This is a genomic window from Acidimangrovimonas sediminis (genome assembly GCF_002871005.1).
In the GTDB taxonomy this organism is placed as follows: Bacteria; Pseudomonadota; Alphaproteobacteria; order Rhodobacterales; family Rhodobacteraceae; genus Acidimangrovimonas; species Acidimangrovimonas sediminis.
In genome coordinates, this window is the sequence record NZ_PHSN01000006.1 from 130,698 (window position 1) to 148,646 (window position 17,949).

The window sequence follows — 17,949 nt, forward strand, 5'->3', positions numbered from 1 at the left end:
AGACGAGCATGAACGAGAAAAAATTGGAACGTAGGGGCCTCGGCCGTGGTCTTTCGGCGCTGATGGCCGATGTCGCGCCCGCACCGAAGGACGAGGAAACGGGTGAGCAGAAGCCGCGCCGGCCGGACATGATGGTCCCGGTCGAGAAGATCCGGCCGAACCCCGACCAGCCGCGCCGCGATTTCGACAAGGACGCACTGGCCGAGCTGGCCGAATCGATTCGCGCCAAGGGGGTGATTCAACCGCTGATCGTGCGCCCGGATCCGAACGCGCCCGGCGGGTATGAGATTGTCGCGGGGGAACGCCGCTGGCGCGCCTCGCAAATCGCGCAGCTGCATGAGCTACCGGTTCTCGTGCGCGAATTCTCGGATACCGAGGTGCTCGAGGTCGCGATTATCGAAAACATCCAGAGGGCCGATCTGAACCCGGTGGAAGAGGCGATGGCCTATCGCCAGCTAATGGACAGGTTTGGGCATACGCAGGAAAAGCTGGCAGAGGGCCTGTCAAAAAGCCGGAGCCATATCGCAAACATCATGCGTCTGTTGCAGCTGCCGGAGGATGTGCTGGGCTTCCTTCGCGAGGGCAAGCTGACCGCGGGTCACGCGCGGGCGATCATCACTGCGCCGAACGCGGGAGAGCTGGCGCGGAAGATCATCGCGAAGGGGCTTTCGGTGCGTGAGGCCGAACGGCTGACCAAGGCGCCGGCGGCGAAATCCGGCCCGCGCCCGCGCACCGCGTCCGAGAAGGATGCCGATACCCGCGCGTTGGAGCAGGATCTGTCGGCGAACCTGGGGATGAAGGTGCAGATCGACCATCGCGGTGGTGGCGATGGGGTTCTGACCATCAATTACCGTTCGCTCGACGACCTTGACGAGCTGTGCCGGGTGCTGAGCGCTAGCCCTCTGGGCGTGTCCAGATGAACAGGCTGACGGCGATCAGAACGACGGCCTGAATCACCAGCAGGGCAGGGCGCAGCCCGAGCATCACGGAAATAGAGAACGCGGCCAGAATCGATACGCTGGCCGCGATTTTCGCCCGCCGCGAAATCGCTCCGGAGCGCTGCCAGTTCGCGATCGGTGGCCCCAGTGTCGGATGGGTGATCAGCCAGTTGTGCAGCCGCTCCGAGGATCGCGCGAAGAAAAATGCGGCGAGCAGGAGGAAGGGCACCGTCGGCAGCAGCGGCAGCACGATCCCCAGCGCGCCGAGTGCCAGTGCAACCACCCCCAACGCGGCCCAGAGCCAGCGCATGTCACGCTCCCATCAGTTCCCGGATCACGGCGTTGAGCACCATCCGCCCCTCGGCCGTTGCGATCAAGCGGGAACCGTCGCGGCGGACCATGCCGATCTGTTCTAGCCCCGTGATCGCGTCGCTGCTTAGCGACTTTCCAGAGAGGCTTGCGTAACGATCCATATCTAGGCCTTCAGCAAGACGGATACACATCATAAGGTATTCATCGGCTTGCTCTTCTAGAGCGATTTCGTGCCGCGGGGCTTCACCGTTGCCAGTTTCCTCGACCTGTGAGAGCCATGCGCCGGGGGCACGGGGGGTATCGGTGGCCAGGCGGCGGCCGTTCAGCGTCAGCCGACCATGGGCCCCGGGGCCGATGCCGGCGTAGTCGCCATACCGCCAATACACCAGGTTGTGGCGCGATTCGGAGCCGGGCGCGGCGTGGTTCGAGATCTCGTAGCCCGGCATGCCTGCCGCTTCTGTAAGTTCCTGCGTCACAGCGTACATGTCGGCCGAGAGGTCATCCTGCGGCAGGCCAAGGAGACCCCCGGTCGCGGCACGGGCGCCGAAGGCGGTGCCGTCCTCGATCGTCAGCTGGTAGAGCGAGAGGTGATCGACGGCCATCGAAAGCGCCTCGGTCAATTCACGGCGCCACTGGTCGAGGGTCTGGTGCTGGCGCGCGTAGATCAGGTCGAAGCTGACGCGGGAAAAGGCGGTGCGAGCGATATCGAAGGCAGCGCGTGCCTCGGCGACGGAATGCAGGCGACCGAGACGCCGCAGGTCCTCGTCATTCAGCGCCTGTGCGCCCATCGACAGGCGGTTGACCCCGGCGTCGCGGTAGCCACGGAATCGCCCGGCCTCGACCGAGGTCGGGTTGGCCTCCAGCGTGATTTCAGGATCGTTGGCCATGGGCCAGGTCGCGCGGACCCGGGTGAGGATCGCGTCGACAAGATCGGGTGACATCAGGCTGGGGGTGCCGCCGCCGAAGAACACGGTATTGAGGATACGGCCCTGGGTTTCCGCTCCGAGACGGTCGATTTCGCTCAAATAGGCTCTGAGCCAGCGGGATTCGTCAATCTGCGAGACGACGTGGCTGTTGAAATCGCAGTAGGGGCACTTGGCGGCACAGAACGGCCAGTGGATGTAGAGCCCGAATCCGCCGTTCCTCCAGTCGTGCCGCCGATCTTCCATGATCAGCCCTTGAAGGCCGTGACCTCGATCTCGACCTTCATCTCGGGGTTCACGAGATCGGCGATGATCATGGTCGCTGCGGGGCGGATCGTGCCGAAGGTCTCCGACAGGGCCGGAATGATCTCTTCCATGTAGGCAGAGTTGGTGATGATGTAGTTGGCCCGAACGACGTCGGTCATGGCGAATCCGGCCTCGGCCAGCACGTTCGCGATTGTCGCCAGTGCATTGCGCGCCTGTTCCAGAACGCTGACCGGAAAGATCTTGGTGGCCGGATCGACCCCGGTTGTGCCGGCGACGAAGCACCAATCGCCCTGAACCACGGCACGGGAATAGCCAAGCTTGGGTTCATAAGGCGAACCGCCCGAAATCAGACGTTTTTCGGCCATGTCAGAGACTATCCTTCGAAGATGCGCACGAACTTGGCAAAGGCGTCGGCGCGGTGGGAAAGCGTGTTCTTTTCCTCGGCCGACATCTCGGCGAAGGTTCTGTCGTGGCCCTCGGGCTGGAACATCGGGTCGTAGCCGTGGCCCTGCGCGCCGCGCATCGGCCAGACAAGCTGCCCCTCGGCCTTGCCCTCGAACACCTCGTCATGGCCGTCGGGCCAGGCAAGGACGAAGGTGGAGCGGAAGCGCGCGGTGCGGGGCAGGGGGGCGGCCTTCGCTTCGCAGGCGCTCCAGGTCTTTTCCATCGCCATCTGGAAGTCGCGCCCGTTCGGGGTTTCAGCCCAATTGGCGGTATAGACCCCGGGGGCGCCGTCGAGGCAATCGACCTCGATCCCGGAATCATCGGCCAGCGCGGGCAGGTTCGTGGCTTTCGCCGCCGCGTGCGCCTTGATCCGGGCGTTCCCGACAAAGGTGGTCTCGGTCTCGTCCGGCTCGGGCAGGTTCAGCTCCTTCGCGCCGACGACGGCGATGCCATAAGGCGCCAGGAGTGCAGTTATCTCCTCGAGCTTGCCGGCATTGTGCGTCGCGACCAGCAGGCGGTCGCCGGAAAACGCCCTCATGCCACGGCCGCCTTCTGGGCTGCGACCAGCTCGGCAATGCCGGCCTCCGCGAGGTCCAGAAGCTTGCTCATCTCGTCGCGCGAGAAGGTGGCGCCCTCGGCCGACATCTGCACCTCGATCAGCCTGCCGCCGCCGGTCAGGATGAAGTTGCCGTCGGTGCCTGCCTCGCTGTCCTCGGCATAGTCGAGATCGAGGACGGGCTGGCCCGCGTAGATCCCGCAGGAGACGGCGGCGACGTGGTCGATGATCGGATCGGACGTCACGATTCCGGCCTTCAGGAGCTTGTTCACCGCCAGACGCAGGGCGACCCAGCCGCCGGTGATCGAGGCGCAGCGAGTGCCGCCATCAGCTTGGATCACGTCGCAATCGATGGTGATCTGACGTTCGCCTAAGGCCGAGCGGTCGATGCCTGCGCGGAGCGCTCGGCCGATCAGGCGCTGGATTTCCACCGTGCGGCCCTGTTGCTTGCCCGAGGCGGCCTCGCGCCGCGTCCGGGTGTTGGTGGCGCGGGGCAGCATGCCGTATTCGGCGGTGACCCAGCCGAGGCCGGTGTTGCGCAGGAACGGCGGTGGGCGATCCTCGATCGAGGCGGTGCACAGGACGTGGGTATCGCCCGCCTTGATCAGGCAGGAGCCTTCGGCGTGTTTCGTGACCCCGGTTTCGATTGAAATCGGGCGCATTTCGCTTATTTGACGGTTGGACGGGCGCATTGGGGCTCCTTTCCCTTTTTGCCTGCCAGATAGGCGCGCCCGTGTGCGCGATGCAACCCCCAGCGGCTTCGTTGAGCAGGCAGATTGACGCTGAAATCCGGCGGTCTTTAATGGGGATGTGCAGGAGACGTGAGGCGGATGATCGAAGGACCGGGCATTCTGGCAGAACTCAACGACCGCTCGCGCGAGGTTTTCCGGCGCGTGGTCGAAGGGTATCTGACCACCGGTGATCCCGTCGGGTCACGGACCCTGACGCGGACGATGTCGGAAAAGGTCAGCGCCGCGACGATCCGCAATGTGATGCAAGATCTTGAATACATGGGCTTGCTCGATAGCCCCCATATCTCGGCCGGGCGGGTGCCGACACAGGCGGGCCTGCGGATGTTCGTCGATGGTCTGCTGGAGGTCGGGACGCTCAGCACCGATGAGCGGCAGCAGATCGACGCGACCATGGGCGCGAACGAGAATGACCTAGGGTCGCTTCTGGACCGGGTTGGTTCGGCGCTCTCTGGCCTGACGCGGGGGGCAAGCCTTGTGCTGGCGCCGAAGCACGAGGCCCCGATCCGGCATATCGAGTTCGTCAGCCTCGCGCCCGACCGGGCGCTGGTGGTTCTGGTGATGGCCGACGGTCATGTCGAGAACCGCATCTTCTCGCCGCCGCCGGGGCTGACGCCTTCGGCGATGCGGGAGGCCGCGAATTTCCTCAACGCGCTGGCCGAGGGTCGCACGCTGACCGATCTGCGTTCCTCCTTCGCGCGGGAGATCACGGCGCGGCGGCGCGAAATCGACGTTCTGGCCGCCCAGCTTGTCGAAAGCGGGCTGGCGGTCTGGGAAGACAAGGACGGCCGGAATGAGCGGCTGATCGTGCGCGGGCGGGCGAACCTGCTGGAAACGGCGGCCGAGGCCGAGGAACTGGACCGGATCCGAAACCTCTTCGACGACCTGGAACGCAAGCGCGACATTGCCGAATTCCTGGAACTGGCCGACGAAGGCGAAGGTGTCCGGATTTTTATCGGTTCGGAGAACAAGCTTTTCTCACTTTCGGGTTCCTCTCTGGTGGTCTCTCCCTATATGAACGCTGACCGTAAGATCATTGGCGCCGTGGGTGTCATCGGTCCGACGCGGCTCAACTACGGGCGCATCGTGCCGATCGTCGACTACACGGCGCAGCTCGTCGGAAGGCTGTTTTCCGACCGGGCTTGAGAACCGGGCATAGAGGTTAGGAATGTCGGAAGAAAAGAAAGACGAGATCCTAGAGGACCCGCTCGCCGCGGAGGGCGACGCCGGTCTTGAGGGTGAGATCGAAGCGCTGAAGGCCGAGCGGGACGAATTCCGCGACCGCTTCATGCGGGCGCTGGCGGATGCCGAGAATGCCCGCAAGCGCAGCGACCGCGACCGTCGCGAGGCCGAGAACTACGGCGGTTCTAAACTGGCGCGTGACATGCTGCCGGTCTACGACAACCTGTCGCGGGCGCTGGCCGCGGTGACGGATGAACAGCGCGAGCAGCAGAAGTCGCTGCTCGAGGGGATCGAGCTGACGATGCGTGAATTGCGCAACGTCTTCGCCAAGCATGGGATCGTGCTGATCTCGCCGGCGGTGGGCGACAAGTTCGATCCGCAACACCATGAGGCGATGTTCGAGGCGCCGGTGCCGGGCACCAAGGCGGGTGAGATCATCCAGGTGATGACCGAGGGCTTCCAACTGCACGACCGTCTGTTGCGGCCCGCCCAGGTGGGCGTGTCGTCGACGCCCGCGTCCTGAGGTACTCCGGCCGCGGGTTAGGCGGCCTTGCGTCATTCGACCCACGTGAAACGCCCGTTCCCGTCGCCGGGGGCGGGCGTTTCCTTTTGTGCCGGGCGTGCAGTCTGCCCAAGGCGCGGTTGAACGCGCCCTGCCGGGCGGGTCCTGCTGGACCCACTGGCAATGGATATTTGAAAAATCGGGAAAATTGGTCGGAGCGAGAGGATTCGAACCTCCGACCCCCTGCTCCCGAAGCAGGTGCGCTACCAGGCTGCGCTACGCTCCGACCGTGGCGGTGGGGTTACCGATTCGAGCGGACATTTGCAAGAGGGCACGTCACTGTTTCGGACGTTGTAGCAACGCGCCCAGTCTTGGCATGATCCCAGTGATGAAACGCGACCGCGCCGAAAGCACCGGGCGGTTCTCCGACGCCTGCCCGCGGCTTTCGCGCAGGACGATGTAAAGCCCCGAGGCGATGACCACGCAGGCGCCGATCCCGGTCCAGCCGTCCAGCCGTTCGTGAAAGAACAGGTCGCCGAAGACCACCGCCCAGAGGATCTGGGAATATTGCATCGACGAGGCGACGGCAGCCTCGCCCAACCGGTAGGCGGCAATCAGCACGACCATGGCGAGAAAGGTCATCACCGCGATCGAGGCCGCGGCGCCAAGGTCGATAAGGTCCATCGGCTTGTAGACCAGCGGCAACGCCGCCCCCATCAGGATGACGTTCCCGAGCATCGGAAAGATCAGCAGGACGGTGCTGCGTTCCACGCCGCCGATGCGGCGCATGATGACCGCAGACAGCGCGCTGGCAAAGGCCGAGAACAGGCCAGCGACGTGGCCGAGGCTGAGGCTCGACACACCGGGGCGCAGCACGATCAGCACGCCGATCAGGCCGACGACGATGGCGATGCCGCGGTGACGGCCGACTCGCTCCCCCAGCACCGGGATGGCCAGCAGGGTGATCATGATCGGCATCGAGAACAGGATGGAATAGGCCTGCGCCAGCGGCAGTACCGAGAAGGTGTAGAACGACCCGAGCCCGCCCAGTACCTGCGCCGCCGTATGGATCGCCACCCACCATGGGTGCCGCGGCCTCAGGTTGCTGTCGGTGGTGTCGCGCACCATCATGAGCGTCAGCAGCGGAAAGGCCATCAGCTGGCTGAAGAACAGCATCTGTTCCGGCGCAAAGCGCGCGCCCAGCCACTTCACCACCGCGTCACTCGTCGCGTAGATCGCGAAGGCCAGCAGCGCCAGCAGGGTTCCCTTGACGTTGGTGTTGGCCATGGCGGTCCGTCCCTGCGCAAAGAAAAAGGCCCGGCGAAAAGTACCGGGCCTTTCGCGTATACCGTCTCGTGACTAGAGCGAGGCGTCAAGCGCCGCAAGGATCGCGTCGCCCATGCCCGAGGTGGACACCGGGGTGCCGCCCTCGGGGCCCATCAGGTCGGCCGTGCGCACGCCATCGGCCAGCACCTTCTCGATCGCGGCTTCCAGCCGGTCGGCCTCGGCGCCCAGGTCGTAGGAATAGCGCAGCGCCATGGCAAAGCTGAGGATGCAGGCGATCGGGTTGGCCTTGCCCTGGCCCGCGATGTCGGGGGCCGAGCCGTGGACCGGTTCGTACATCGCGCGCGGTCGGCCGCTCGCCATCGGCGCGCCGAGGCTGGCGGAGGGCAGCATGCCGAGAGAGCCGGTCAGCATGGCCGCGCAGTCGGACAGGATGTCGCCGAACAGGTTGTCGGTCACGATGACGTCGAACTGCTTGGGCGCGCGCACCAGCTGCATCGCACCGTTGTCGGCATACATGTGGCTTGTTTCGACTTCGGGGTATTCCTTGCCGACGCGGGTCACGACCTCGCGCCACAGGATCCCCGATTCCATGACGTTGGCCTTTTCCATGGAACAGAGTTTCTTGTTGCGCCGCATGGCCAGCTCGAACGCCGCGCGCGCGACGCGCTCGATCTCGCTTTCGGTGTAGCGCTGGGTGTTGATGCCCACACGCTCATTGCCTTCCTCGAAGATGCCGCGCGGCTCGCCGAAGTAGACGCCCGAGGTGAGTTCCCGCACGATCATGATGTCGAGACCGGCGACCACGTCCTTCTTCAGCGACGAGAAGTCCGCCAGCGCATCGAAGCATTGCGCCGGGCGGAGGTTGGCGAACAGGTCCATCTCCTTGCGCAGGCGCAGCAGGCCCCGCTCGGGCTTCACGCTGAAATCGAGCACGTCGTATTTCGGGCCGCCCACGGCGCCCAGCAGGACCGCGTCCACTTCCTGGGCCTTGGCCATCGTGTCGTCGTGCAGCGGCGTGCCGTGCTTGTCATAGGCTGCGCCGCCGACAAGATCTTCGCTGACGTCGAAGGCGATGGAGCGCTTGTCGCCGAACCAGTCGATGACACGGCGGACCTCGGCCATCACTTCGGGGCCGATGCCGTCGCCAGGCAGGATAAGAAGGGTATTCGTCATGGGCTCTCTCCCGGAAAAGTCCTGTTTCGCCTAGCCTTTCAGGGGCGAAGCGCAAGCTGCCCTCGGCGCTTGCCGGCGGTGGCCACACGGGGCGGCGATCAGGGCAAAGCGATGTCGGCCCAGACTAGGCGATGGGGCGAGGCCCCGGACGCCGCGTCGGCGCCGGGATCTCCGGGCGGCGGCCAGTAGACACCCGCGGCCGTGACACGCAGCCCGGCCGAGGGCAGCAGATAGTCGACTCGCAGGTTGCCCGGCCCCTTGCCCTCATCCCAATCCGCGGTGGTGAGGGCGGGGTCGCCCCTGTGGCCGGTGCTGGCGGCGGCCACAGCGCCTTTGCTGGTTGGCTTCGGATCCTGCACCCTCGGGTCGGCCAGAAGCGCGGCCAGCGCGTCGCGCCGTCCCTCGCCATCTGCGGGATCAAGGTTGGCGTCGCCGAGGATCACGAAACGCCCGGTCGGCGCGGGCCATGGCAACCTGCCGTCCAGATAGGCCAGCCAAAGCGCGGTTTCGTCCCTGTTCCGGCGGCCGTTGCGGTCGTTTGGCCCGTCGAAGACCGGTGGCGTGGCAGCATAGGCCAGCAGGTGCAGCGGCCCCGAAGGCGTGATCACCACGACGTCCCAGTGGCCCGAGGACGACAGGCGCTGAACCGCCTGCGTCTCTGCGCCCAGCCCCGCGCCCGCGATCAGGTTGCCGGGCAGGTCGCGCCACAGGAGGGCGGAAAGATCGCGGCTGGATCCGGCGTCTATCGGCAGGCGCGAGAGAATCGCCATGCCCCCCTGACCGGGAAACCAGCCGTAGCCCTGCGCATCGCGCGGCCCGGTGGCGACCCCGTCGCCGTCGAGGTCGAGGCCGGTGGGCACCCCGGTGTTCGGTGCGCGGGCGAAGGCATGGGGATAAGGCGCGCCCGCGGCCGCCAGCCGTTCGCGCAGCGCGGTCAGGGCAAGGCCCGTGGCGTCATAGTCGATATCCGTGATCAACAGGACGTCAGGGCGGGTCGCGGCGATCACCGCGACGGCGGCGGCGATCTGGGGATCCTTGCCGCGTCGGATGTCCTGCAGCAGCAGACCTGGCCCCCGGCGCGACAGCGCGGCATCCCAGGTGGCAATGCGCAGGGTATCCGCTCGCGCCGCGCCAGTTGTTGCAGCGGTGGACAGCGCGGCAATCAGGCCAACAAGGTGGATAAGGCGTCTCAGGCCGCCTGGAGGGCCCCCTGAAGCGCCGCGTTCTGGCGGCGTTTCTCGCGGATCATGTCCGCGACCCGGCTCATCGCGATGCCGCGCATGAACAGGCTTGCGGGAAGGAAGGCCCATGCCGCCACCATCCAGATCATCGTCTGCGGCTGTGCCAGCGTGATCTCTCCAAAGCTGGAAGAGGCCGCCTTGACCACCGCCGGAACAAGGAATGGCAGCAGAAACCCTAACGCAAGGTTAACGCGCGCGTCGCGTTCGAGCCGGGCGACGACGTCGCCCCCGATCGTCGGGTCGAAGGTGGGCAGGTTGACCCACACGTTGAAGGTGCCGTTCGAGCTGGGCCAGCCGAAGATCTTCAGCACGATGACGAAGATCGACAGCATGATGAGCGAGATCAGGTAGGCCATGCCGGCGGCGACGCGCACCTCCTCGACATGTGCCGCGCTCGTGCTGGTGGACAGCATCAGCGTCATCAGCCGCACCGGGCTGTAGGGAAAGTCGATCGCGTGGCCGATTAGCTGGCCGACGGCCTGCACGAAGACGGTCATCGGCGTCGGCTCGTAAGCGCCGCGCGCGATCACGGTCAGCAGGAAGACGGTGATGAAGAGCGAGAGATAGCGGATGCGGTTGAACGGCGGGGCGTAGCGGAACTCGACCAGCCCGGGATAGGCCGAGGAATATTCGACGAAGGTCAGGATCCCCCCGAACAGGGCGATCAGCGCGACGATCTGGGCGGTGTCCGCGCCATTGCCGGGCAACAGCGTTGCCGGCGTCGCGATCATCACCATGACCAGAAGAGAGCGCACGAGTGCGCCTGTCACACGTCCTACCACTGCCCCATCATCCTTGATCTGGACGGACGGGGTACGATGCCCAGCCCTTGTTCCAATCCGGACCCGTCAATTGTGACGGTCTGCCTCATCTTTGCCACAGTTTTGCCCATCTTCGGCGTCCCTAGCAATCTTGTGGTTAAGAAAACCCAAGTCTTTCGGCCATTTGAGGGAAAAACTGTCGCCGCTTTGCATCAATTCTGTGGCGAAAAAAAGGGCCACCCAAAAGGTGGCCCCAGATCTTGTGGCTGTAGCCCCGGTCAGACCCAAGGATGCAGGGTCGCGTTCTTCGCTTCGAAGCTGTCGATCGCGCTGGCTTTTTCCATCGTCAGGCCGATGTCGTCGAGGCCTTCCAGAAGACAATGCTTCTTGAAGCTGTCGATCTCGAAGTGGAATTCCTGCCCGTCCGAGGTGGTGACGGTCTGGGCCTCGAGATCCACGGTCAGTCGCGCGTTAGAGCCTTTCTTCGCGTCCTCGGTCAGGATGTCGACCACGTCCTGCGGCAGGGCGATCGGCAGGATGCCGTTCTTGAAGCAGTTGCCGTAGAAGATGTCGGCGAAGCTGGGTGCGATGACGCAGCGGATGCCGAAATCCTTGATCGCCCAGGGGGCGTGTTCGCGCGAGGAGCCACAGCCGAAGTTTTCGCCCGCAACGATGATCTCGGCGTGGCGATAGGCCGGCTGGTTGAGCACGAAGTCGGGGTTCTCGCTGCCGTCGCGGTTGAAGCGCATCTCGTCGAAGAGGTTCTTGCCGAGCCCCTCGCGCTTGATGGTCTTCAGGAATTGCTTGGGGATGATCATGTCGGTGTCGATGTTGACCAGCGGCAGCGGTGCGGCGACCCCGGTCAGGGTGGTGAACTTGTCCATGTCAGGTGTCCTGTCTGGTGGCTTGGGGTTCAAGCCAGGATGTCATCACGTCGGTCTCGGCCCGGAAGACGACCTTTTCGGTCATCTGCCGCGCGCCGAGCCCGCGATAGAAGGCAAGTGTGCGGTCGGCATCGGCATCGGCGGTCCAGTCGATGCGGGTCAGGCCGATCTCCTGCGCGGCCCTCGCGACCCCCGCCATCAGTGCCCGCCCGGCCCCTCCGCCCCGATTTTCAGCCGAGACGTAGAGGTCCTTGAGGAACAGGCTGCCTTCCGGGGCGGAGCCCGGAAGGACGCGGACGAAGCTGGCGAACCCGACGATCTTTCCCGCGGCGCGTGCGACCAGAAGGCCGGGCGCGTCGGGGGACATGAAGGCGTCGAATGTCGCCTCGGCCTTGCCCGGCCGCACGGCGGCGGGCCCACCGTAGTGATGCTCGGTCTCGCGGAAGAGGGCGATCATCGCCTCCCTGTCCGCGGGGCCCGCGCTTCCCACGATGACCCGCGCGCCGCCCATTGCCTTACATCATCTCGCGCACGTCGGTGAGGTGGCCGGTGATTGCCGCCGCCGCCGCCATCTGCGGGCTCATCAGGTGGGTCCGTCCCTTGAAGCCTTGCCGCCCCTCGAAATTGCGGTTCGAGGTGGAGGCGCAGCGTTCCCCCGGCGCAAGCTGGTCGGGGTTCATGGCCAGGCACATGGAGCAGCCCGCCAGACGCCACTCGAAGCCCGCGTCGGTGAAGATCTGGGCCAGGCCCTCTTCCTCCGCCTGCGCCCGGACGAGGCCCGAGCCGGGCACCACCATGCCGCGCACGCCCTCGGCGATCTTCTTGCCCTTCACCACCTCGGCGGCGGCGCGCAGATCCTCGATCCGGCCGTTGGTGCACGAGCCGATGAAGACCGCGTCGATCTTGATGTCGGTCAGCTTCTGGCCGGCTTCCAGGCCCATGTAATCGAGCGCGCGCTTCGCCGCGTCGACCTTGCCGCCCTTGAAGCTTGCGGGATCGGGAACGACACCGGTGACCGGCAGCACGTCCTCGGGCGAGGTGCCCCAGGTCACGACCGGCGCGATATCCTCGCCCTTCAGCGTCACGACCTTGTCGAAATGCGCGCCTTCATCGGTGAAGAGCGTCTTCCAGTAGCTCAGCGCCGCTTCCCACTTGGCACCTTTCGGCGCGTGGGGACGGCCCTTCACATACTCATAGGTCACCTCGTCCGGCGCGATCAGGCCGGCGCGGGCGCCGCCCTCGATCGCCATGTTGCAAACGGTCATGCGGCCTTCCATCGACAGATCGCGGATCGCTTCGCCGCAATATTCGATGACATGGCCGGTGCCGCCCGCGGTGCCGGTGGCGCCGATGACCGACAGCGTGATGTCCTTGGCCGTGACCCCCTTGGGCAGCTTGCCCGTGATCTCGACCTTCATGTTCTTCGATTTCTTCTGGATCAGCGTCTGGGTGGCCAGGACGTGTTCCACCTCGGACGTGCCGATGCCATGGGCCAGGGCCCCGAAGGCGCCATGGGTCGCGGTGTGGCTGTCGCCGCAGACCACGGTCATGCCCGGCAGCGTCCAGCCCTGTTCGGGGCCGACGATGTGGACGATACCCTGACGGATGTCGTTCACCGGGTAATAGTTCACCCCGAATTCGCGCGCGTTCTTGTCGAGCGCCTCGACCTGGATGCGGCTTTCCTCTTCCTCGATCCGGTCGTCGCGGTTGCCGGTGGTGGGCACGTTGTGATCCGGCACGGCGATCGTGCGCTCGGGCGCGCGGACCTTGCGGTTCGACATGCGCAGGCCTTCGAAGGCTTGCGGGCTGGTGACCTCGTGCACGAGGTGACGGTCGATGTACAGCAGGCAGGTGCCGTCTTCATCTTGCTGGACGACGTGGTCGTCCCAGATCTTGTCATAGAGTGTTCTCGGAGCGGACATGGCTCATCTCTCTTCGGGATGTGGAATGGCTATGGGCAACGGGTCTGACGAAAGGTCAGCCGCGTGCGAGCACCGAATGGGTGACACCGTAGAACCGCCCCGGAAGGCGCGCCCTGTCGTGGATGTCGAAATAGCGTTTCATGCCGCCCTTCTACGCCTGAAGCCAAAGTCAGGCAAGCTGTTGGCGGGGGCGATCACGCGGCGGGGATCGCGCCGGATCGCACAGGACAGGCCCGAGGCGATCGGGAAAGAATATGAACGCGTGTTCAGGGACCCGGTCCGCGGAGCCGGATCACGCGTGGACAGGGCAGCCGGCGCCGGCCCGGGCGTGCGGGCGTCAGGTAAAGGTGCTCTTGCCCAGGAAACGCGGGATCGGGTCGCTTGCCGTGAAGGCGAGCATCCGTCGGTCGTTGGCTGAGATTGAGCGTGTCTTGAACGCGGTCCGCGCGATGCAGCGGAGTTGCCCGACCGAGCTTCCGGCCAGCGGATTGCGGCAGGGGCTTGTGGGGCAGAGCGTCTCGGCCACGAAGTTCATGCCGCAGACCTGCGCCGCGTCCATCGAGAACCAGAACCGTGGGTTGCATTCCAGCATGTGAACGGTGCCGGCGGAATCGAGACGTGCGTCGAAGTTCAGCACGCCCGAGACGTTGAGCGCGGCCACCATTGCCTCAACCTGCTGCAGGTAGGGGGCGTTGTTGATGAAGTGGAAGCGGCCGTCCTGGCGGATGTAGACACAGTAGTGATCGACGCGCCCCTCGCAGGCGATCACGCTGATGTCGATGTCGCGGCCCGGCACGAACGACTGGAAAAGCACCGGCACATAATCGACTACCGCCGCATCTTCGACCCGTTCGATGGTCTGGATCCCGAGGCCGCCGTACAGCGCGAGCGGCTTGACCACGCCCGGCAGGGTGTCGGGGTTCATCTTGAGGAAAGTCTGAAGATCCGCCTTGTTGTCGAAATACCAGGTTGGCGGGGTGGGAATGTCGAGATCCTGGCACAGCCGGTAGAACAGCCACTTGTCGTTGAGCTGGTCGAAGGCCGAGACCGATGGCGTGGGAAAGCAGGGTCTGGAAAGGCGGTCACGCTCCACCGAAAGCCAGCGCGTCGCGATCGCGTCGCCCGGGATGATCAGGTCGACGGAATGCCGTGTGCAGATATCCTCCACCTCCGCCACGAGGCCCGGTTCGTTGAACGCGGTGTCGGAAAGCGCGTGGAACTTGCGGCAGAAGCGCGACCATCTGAGCAGGCCCGCACTGTCGTTCCCGGCGACGATCACCCGGTCGAAGACAGCGGCCACCGCGCGCAACAGCCGGTATTGAACGGGAAAACCCGTTGCGAGGATCAAGGCGGTCCCAAACGTCCGCTTGCTCGTCTTCTGCAGGCTTCTGGCCTGTTCGTAGGAGTCCTTCGGCATTTCACCAGCCTATATAATTCGAATTAAAAATTACGTGGACGGGTGACGACCCGCAGCCCTTCTGAACGAACCTTGCGGCGTGCTGCAGCGATTGCCGGAAACACCCTGCAATTCCACCGAGGGTCCGGCGCGCGCGCGATTGGGTCATTGATGGCTGTCAACGCGGGACAGTTTATTTCGTGGTCTGCGCGGCACGGGTACTGCCCGCCACGTTCATAACGGCGCTGCCGCAACAGGGTTGGCGGATCGGCCGAACACCCCTAACATGACCAAAGGGAAGGCAAAAACGAAAGAAGCGGCCCGCACGGATGGAGCAGCTCACCCCCCTCATGGACAGCCTGGGCGGCCTCGCTGGCGATCTCGAGGCCTATGGCCTGACGTTGCTACGCCCCTCGCAGCTGACACAGGTCGGCATCATGATCGCGCTCTTCCTCGTGGCGCAAATCCTAAGGATGCTGATCGCGCCGCGGCTGCATGGCTGGCTGCGCACGCGTGAGGGCTGGCCGAAATGGCGGCTGCGCCTGGTGCTGGTGGTGCTTCAGCGGCTGCGCGGCATCCTGTTCGTGGTGCTGGCCTGGGCCGCGGTCGGCGTGGTGGCCGAAATCACGCCATTCCCGTCGCGGCGCTATCTGCTGGGGGTGGTGGCGACGATCGCGACGGCGATCCTGGTGGTCAGCTTCGCCACGCGGGTCATCCGCAACCCGGTACTCCGGCGGATCGTGACCTGGGGCGCCTGGATCTATGTCACGCTGCATTTCCTCGGGCTGGTTCAGCCGTTTTCGACCTTCCTGAACGATTTCGCGGTCGACTTCGGCAGCTTTCACCTGTCGGCGCTGTCGATCCTGAAGGCCCTGGTGGTTACTGGGATATTCTTTGCCGCCGCCCGGGTGCTGGCCCAGACCGCCGAGACCCGGATCACCCATTCCGAGGACATCTCGCCCTCCATGCGGGTGCTGGCGGTGAAGGTGCTGCAGATCTGCCTCTATGGCGCGGCGTTCTTCATCGGGCTGAAGGCCGTGGGCTTCGACCTGACCGGGCTGGCCTTTCTGTCCGGGGCGGTCGGGCTGGGCCTTGGCTTCGGGTTGCAGAAGGTCGTGTCGAACCTGGTGTCGGGGGTGATCATCCTGCTCGACAAGTCGGTGAAGCCTGGCGACGTGATCAGCCTGGGAGACACCTTCGGCTGGATCCACGCGCTGGGCGCGCGCTACGTCTCTGTGGTCACGCGGGACGGCAAGGAATACCTGATCCCGAACGAGGACCTGATCACCGGGCAGGTGGTGAACTGGTCGCATTCGAATGATTTCGTCCGGCTCGACATAAACTTCGGCACCTCCTATCACGATGACCCCCACCGGGTGCGCGCGCTGGCGGTCGAGGCCTGCGCAAGCGTGCCGCGGGTGCTGACCACCCGTCCGCCGGTCTGCCATGTCGTGGGATTCGGTGATTCCTCGGTCGACTATATCCTGCGGTTCTGGATCTCGGATCCGACGGGCGGGCTGACCAACGTGCGCGGAGCTGTGTTCCTAGCGCTGTGGGACGCGTTCAAGGCCAACGACATCTCGATCCCCTTCCCGCAGCGCGAGGTCCGGCTACTCGACGGCAGCGCGGTGAAAGTGACGCGAACCGACCCCGCAGAGGAGCCTCCAGCGTGACGATTGCCCGTATCCTCCTGTCGACGATCAGCCTCGCGCTTGCGCTTGCAATGCCGCTCCGCGCGGGGGCCGAGCTGTTCCCTCCGGGGCCCGCGCCGCTGGCCGCGGTGCCCGCAGGGATACGGGTCACGCTGATCCTTCCGCCGGGGGTCTCGCTCAGCCCGGGGAGCGCGGTGCTGACCGTCGCGGCGGGCGGCGCAAAGGCCGATTTGCCTTTGTCAGAGCCTGTTCCGGCGGTCCCGGACAACGGCGGCGCGCGCCACCTGTTGCAGCCGACACCGGGGGGAATTGCGGCGTTGCAGGCGTTTCAGGCACAATTCGCGGGAACGCAACCGCCGGCTTCGTCGATGCAGATGCGGCTGGGCCTGTGCCGCACGGACGACACCCCGCCCGAGCTGCCTTTTCTGCTGGCGATCCGGCTGGCGCCGGGGGCGCCGGTGCTGCCGCTGGCCGCCCCCGGCGCGGGGCTTTCGGCGATCACCGGCGCGCCGCCCTCGGCGCTGGTGCCGTGCCCCTGAGCACCCGCAACAGGCGCGCGGCTGCCACGCCGTTGCCACGCCATTGCGATTTCGCGCCGCGGTCATTGAGATTTCATCTCTCCGATGCTACTTTTGAAGGCACCCAGCGCCGGGGACCAGGCGGCGCATCTCCAGGAGGACAATGTCCTGTCTCATGCGACTGAAGCAGCGCCCCTCGCCGCTGCATCGAGGGTTCCGATGACCGATTCCCCTGAACCGGCGGCACCCCAACCGGAGCTTACCAGCGAAGCCTTGCTGGAACGCATCCTTGCCTCTCTCGACGACGACAAGGCCGAAGACGTGATCCCGATCGACCTGCGCGGCCGGTCGGACATGGCGGATTACATGGTGATCTGCTCGGGCCGCTCGTCGCGCCAGGTCGGCGCCATCGCCGAGAAGCTGGTCGACCGGCTCAAGTCCGAGCATGGCCGCAGCTGCAAGGTCGAGGGCAAGGACACGGGCGACTGGGTGCTGATCGACACGGGCGACGTGATCGTCCACGTCTTCCGCCCCGAGGTGCGCGAGTTCTACCAGCTGGAAAAGATGTGGCAGGTGCCCGGCGCCCGGCCCGGTCAGGCGGCCGCGGCCAAGGCCTGAAGGCGGCCGAATGCGGGCACATCTCTGTGCGGTGGGCCGGCTCAGGGCCGGTCCCGAGCGCGACCTGATCGACGATTACGTCCGGCGGTTCGACCGCACGGGACGGGCACTCGGCCTCGGGCCGCTGCATGAGCACGAGGTCGAGGACCGCAAGGGCGGCGGCATGGCGGCGGAGGCCGCGCTCCTCGGGCGCGCGATCCCTTCGGGCGCGCTTCTCGTCGCGCTCGACGAGCGCGGCAAGGTGCTTTCCTCACCGGATTTCGCCGACATGCTGGGGCGCTGGCGCGATAGCGGGCGGCAGGACGTTGCCTTCGTCATCGGCGGCGCGGATGGCATCGACCCGTCGCTGCGGGAACAGGCGGAGTTCAGGCTGTCCTTCGGCAAGATGGTCTGGCCGCACATGCTGGTGCGGGTGATGCTGGCCGAGCAATTGTACCGGGCGGCCTCGATCCTGGCGGGGTCGCCCTATCACCGGGCCTAGCGCCGGCGGGGGCGCTGCCCCCTGCACCCCCGGGATATTTCCGCTCAGAAGAAGACCAGGCCCTCTCTTCTTCTGAGGAAAAATATCCCACGGGGGTCCGGGGGTGTGAAACCCCCGGCGTCACCGGTTGCCGGGCGGCGCCG

General features: G+C 65.6%; 20 protein-coding genes and 1 tRNA gene. 7 read left to right on the plus strand and 14 right to left on the minus strand.

Features of this window, described 5'->3' with window-relative positions; genetic code table 11:
- Positions 1-8: 8 nt before the first annotated feature.
- The gene (locus CVV76_RS07045) at positions 9-920 is read left to right on the plus strand and encodes a ParB/RepB/Spo0J family partition protein (protein WP_102223929.1); all 912 of its coding nucleotides are present in this window, start codon (positions 9-11) and stop codon (positions 918-920) included.
- Here CVV76_RS07045 and CVV76_RS07050 read toward each other — a convergent pair.
- Genes CVV76_RS07050 through rph form a run of 5 tightly spaced genes read right to left on the minus strand, consistent with a single transcriptional unit; the run spans position 895 to position 4,132 of the window.
- Positions 895-1,248: a YbaN family protein gene (locus CVV76_RS07050; protein ID WP_102223930.1), complete on the minus strand. Its 354-nt coding sequence runs from the start codon at positions 1,246-1,248 to the stop codon at positions 895-897. The two genes, CVV76_RS07045 and CVV76_RS07050, sit on opposite strands and share 26 nt — an antisense overlap.
- A 1-nt stretch (position 1,249) precedes the next feature.
- On the minus strand, positions 1,250-2,419 hold the full coding sequence (hemW, locus tag CVV76_RS07055) for a radical SAM family heme chaperone HemW (protein ID WP_102223931.1): 1,170 nt from the start codon (positions 2,417-2,419) through the stop codon (positions 1,250-1,252).
- 2 nt (positions 2,420-2,421) lie between these two features.
- Positions 2,422-2,805: a RidA family protein gene (locus CVV76_RS07060; protein WP_102223932.1), complete on the minus strand. Its 384-nt coding sequence runs from the start codon at positions 2,803-2,805 to the stop codon at positions 2,422-2,424.
- Positions 2,806-2,813: 8 nt separating this feature from the next.
- Positions 2,814-3,422: an RdgB/HAM1 family non-canonical purine NTP pyrophosphatase gene (gene rdgB / locus CVV76_RS07065; protein ID WP_102223933.1), complete on the minus strand. Its 609-nt coding sequence runs from the start codon at positions 3,420-3,422 to the stop codon at positions 2,814-2,816.
- Positions 3,419-4,132: a ribonuclease PH gene (rph, locus tag CVV76_RS07070; protein WP_102223934.1), complete on the minus strand. Its 714-nt coding sequence runs from the start codon at positions 4,130-4,132 to the stop codon at positions 3,419-3,421. The genes rdgB and rph overlap by 4 nt, the downstream gene beginning before the upstream one ends.
- Positions 4,133-4,270: 138 nt before the next feature.
- Between rph and hrcA the strand changes: the two genes are divergently transcribed.
- Both hrcA and CVV76_RS07080 read left to right on the plus strand, forming a co-directional pair.
- A complete protein-coding gene (gene hrcA / locus CVV76_RS07075) occupies positions 4,271-5,335 on the plus strand; it encodes a heat-inducible transcriptional repressor HrcA (protein WP_102223935.1) in 1,065 nt (354 codons plus the stop codon).
- Positions 5,336-5,357: 22 nt separating this feature from the next.
- Positions 5,358-5,894, plus strand: a complete 537-nt coding sequence (locus CVV76_RS07080) for a nucleotide exchange factor GrpE (protein WP_102223936.1) — start codon at positions 5,358-5,360, stop codon at positions 5,892-5,894.
- Between the two features lie 188 nt (positions 5,895-6,082).
- Here CVV76_RS07080 and CVV76_RS07085 read toward each other — a convergent pair.
- From CVV76_RS07085 to CVV76_RS07125, 9 genes are all read right to left on the minus strand, one after another.
- A tRNA-Pro gene (locus tag CVV76_RS07085) sits at positions 6,083-6,159 on the minus strand.
- A 50-nt stretch (positions 6,160-6,209) separates the two neighbouring features.
- Entirely contained in the window at positions 6,210-7,160 is a 951-nt protein-coding gene (locus CVV76_RS07090; protein ID WP_102223937.1) for a DMT family transporter, read from the minus strand.
- Positions 7,161-7,232: 72 nt separating this feature from the next.
- On the minus strand, positions 7,233-8,333 hold the full coding sequence (gene leuB, locus CVV76_RS07095) for a 3-isopropylmalate dehydrogenase (protein ID WP_102223938.1): 1,101 nt from the start codon (positions 8,331-8,333) through the stop codon (positions 7,233-7,235).
- A 98-nt stretch (positions 8,334-8,431) separates the two neighbouring features.
- Positions 8,432-9,526, minus strand: coding sequence for an endonuclease/exonuclease/phosphatase family protein (locus tag CVV76_RS07100; RefSeq protein ID WP_408607881.1), 1,095 nt, complete (start codon positions 9,524-9,526; stop codon positions 8,432-8,434).
- Positions 9,523-10,356 (minus strand): hypothetical protein, encoded by an 834-nt coding sequence (locus CVV76_RS07105; RefSeq protein WP_146010261.1) that lies wholly within the window; start codon positions 10,354-10,356, stop codon positions 9,523-9,525. Before CVV76_RS07105 ends, CVV76_RS07100 begins: the two co-directional genes overlap by 4 nt.
- 257 nt (positions 10,357-10,613) lie before the next feature.
- Positions 10,614-11,219, minus strand: coding sequence for a 3-isopropylmalate dehydratase small subunit (gene leuD / locus CVV76_RS07110; protein ID WP_102223940.1), 606 nt, complete (start codon positions 11,217-11,219; stop codon positions 10,614-10,616).
- A gap of 1 nt (position 11,220) precedes the next feature.
- Positions 11,221-11,676, minus strand: coding sequence for a GNAT family N-acetyltransferase (locus CVV76_RS07115; RefSeq protein ID WP_158243113.1), 456 nt, complete (start codon positions 11,674-11,676; stop codon positions 11,221-11,223).
- Between the two features lie 58 nt (positions 11,677-11,734).
- Positions 11,735-13,141: a 3-isopropylmalate dehydratase large subunit gene (gene leuC, locus CVV76_RS07120; RefSeq protein WP_102223942.1), complete on the minus strand. Its 1,407-nt coding sequence runs from the start codon at positions 13,139-13,141 to the stop codon at positions 11,735-11,737.
- A gap of 337 nt (positions 13,142-13,478) precedes the next feature.
- On the minus strand, positions 13,479-14,489 hold the full coding sequence (locus tag CVV76_RS07125; RefSeq protein WP_158243114.1) for an ATP-grasp domain-containing protein: 1,011 nt from the start codon (positions 14,487-14,489) through the stop codon (positions 13,479-13,481).
- Between the two features lie 377 nt (positions 14,490-14,866).
- Between CVV76_RS07125 and CVV76_RS07130 the strand changes: the two genes are divergently transcribed.
- From CVV76_RS07130 to rlmH, 4 genes are all read left to right on the plus strand, one after another.
- Complete coding sequence (locus CVV76_RS07130) at positions 14,867-16,210, plus strand: mechanosensitive ion channel family protein (protein WP_102223944.1); 1,344 nt, start codon at positions 14,867-14,869, stop codon at positions 16,208-16,210.
- Positions 16,207-16,728, plus strand: coding sequence for a hypothetical protein (locus tag CVV76_RS07135; RefSeq protein WP_102223945.1), 522 nt, complete (start codon positions 16,207-16,209; stop codon positions 16,726-16,728). Before CVV76_RS07130 ends, CVV76_RS07135 begins: the two co-directional genes overlap by 4 nt.
- Before the next feature lie 198 nt (positions 16,729-16,926).
- On the plus strand, positions 16,927-17,325 hold the full coding sequence (gene rsfS, locus CVV76_RS07140) for a ribosome silencing factor (RefSeq protein WP_332888535.1): 399 nt from the start codon (positions 16,927-16,929) through the stop codon (positions 17,323-17,325).
- 10 nt (positions 17,326-17,335) lie between these two features.
- Entirely contained in the window at positions 17,336-17,806 is a 471-nt protein-coding gene (rlmH, locus tag CVV76_RS07145) for a 23S rRNA (pseudouridine(1915)-N(3))-methyltransferase RlmH (RefSeq protein WP_102223947.1), read from the plus strand.
- Positions 17,807-17,949: the final 143 nt, after the last annotated feature.

Bases quoted from the DNA above. Each gene is read 5' to 3' on its own strand.
- CVV76_RS07045 (WP_102223929.1), top strand. From the start codon at position 9: ATGAACGAGAAAAAATTGGAACGTAGGGGCCTCGGCCGTGGTCTTTCG.
- CVV76_RS07050 (WP_102223930.1), bottom strand. From the start codon at position 1,248: ATGCGCTGGCTCTGGGCCGCGTTGGGGGTGGTTGCACTGGCACTCGGC.
- hemW (WP_102223931.1), bottom strand. From the start codon at position 2,419: ATGGAAGATCGGCGGCACGACTGGAGGAACGGCGGATTCGGGCTCTAC.
- CVV76_RS07060 (WP_102223932.1), bottom strand. From the start codon at position 2,805: ATGGCCGAAAAACGTCTGATTTCGGGCGGTTCGCCTTATGAACCCAAG.
- rdgB (WP_102223933.1), bottom strand. From the start codon at position 3,422: ATGAGGGCGTTTTCCGGCGACCGCCTGCTGGTCGCGACGCACAATGCC.
- rph (WP_102223934.1), bottom strand. From the start codon at position 4,132: ATGCGCCCGTCCAACCGTCAAATAAGCGAAATGCGCCCGATTTCAATC.
- hrcA (WP_102223935.1), top strand. From the start codon at position 4,271: ATGATCGAAGGACCGGGCATTCTGGCAGAACTCAACGACCGCTCGCGC.
- CVV76_RS07080 (WP_102223936.1), top strand. From the start codon at position 5,358: ATGTCGGAAGAAAAGAAAGACGAGATCCTAGAGGACCCGCTCGCCGCG.
- CVV76_RS07090 (WP_102223937.1), bottom strand. From the start codon at position 7,160: ATGGCCAACACCAACGTCAAGGGAACCCTGCTGGCGCTGCTGGCCTTC.
- leuB (WP_102223938.1), bottom strand. From the start codon at position 8,333: ATGACGAATACCCTTCTTATCCTGCCTGGCGACGGCATCGGCCCCGAA.
- leuD (WP_102223940.1), bottom strand. From the start codon at position 11,219: ATGGACAAGTTCACCACCCTGACCGGGGTCGCCGCACCGCTGCCGCTG.
- CVV76_RS07115 (WP_158243113.1), bottom strand. From the start codon at position 11,676: ATGATCGCCCTCTTCCGCGAGACCGAGCATCACTACGGTGGGCCCGCC.
- leuC (WP_102223942.1), bottom strand. From the start codon at position 13,141: ATGTCCGCTCCGAGAACACTCTATGACAAGATCTGGGACGACCACGTC.
- CVV76_RS07130 (WP_102223944.1), top strand. From the start codon at position 14,867: ATGGAGCAGCTCACCCCCCTCATGGACAGCCTGGGCGGCCTCGCTGGC.
- rsfS (WP_332888535.1), top strand. From the start codon at position 16,927: ATGACCGATTCCCCTGAACCGGCGGCACCCCAACCGGAGCTTACCAGC.
- rlmH (WP_102223947.1), top strand. From the start codon at position 17,336: ATGCGGGCACATCTCTGTGCGGTGGGCCGGCTCAGGGCCGGTCCCGAG.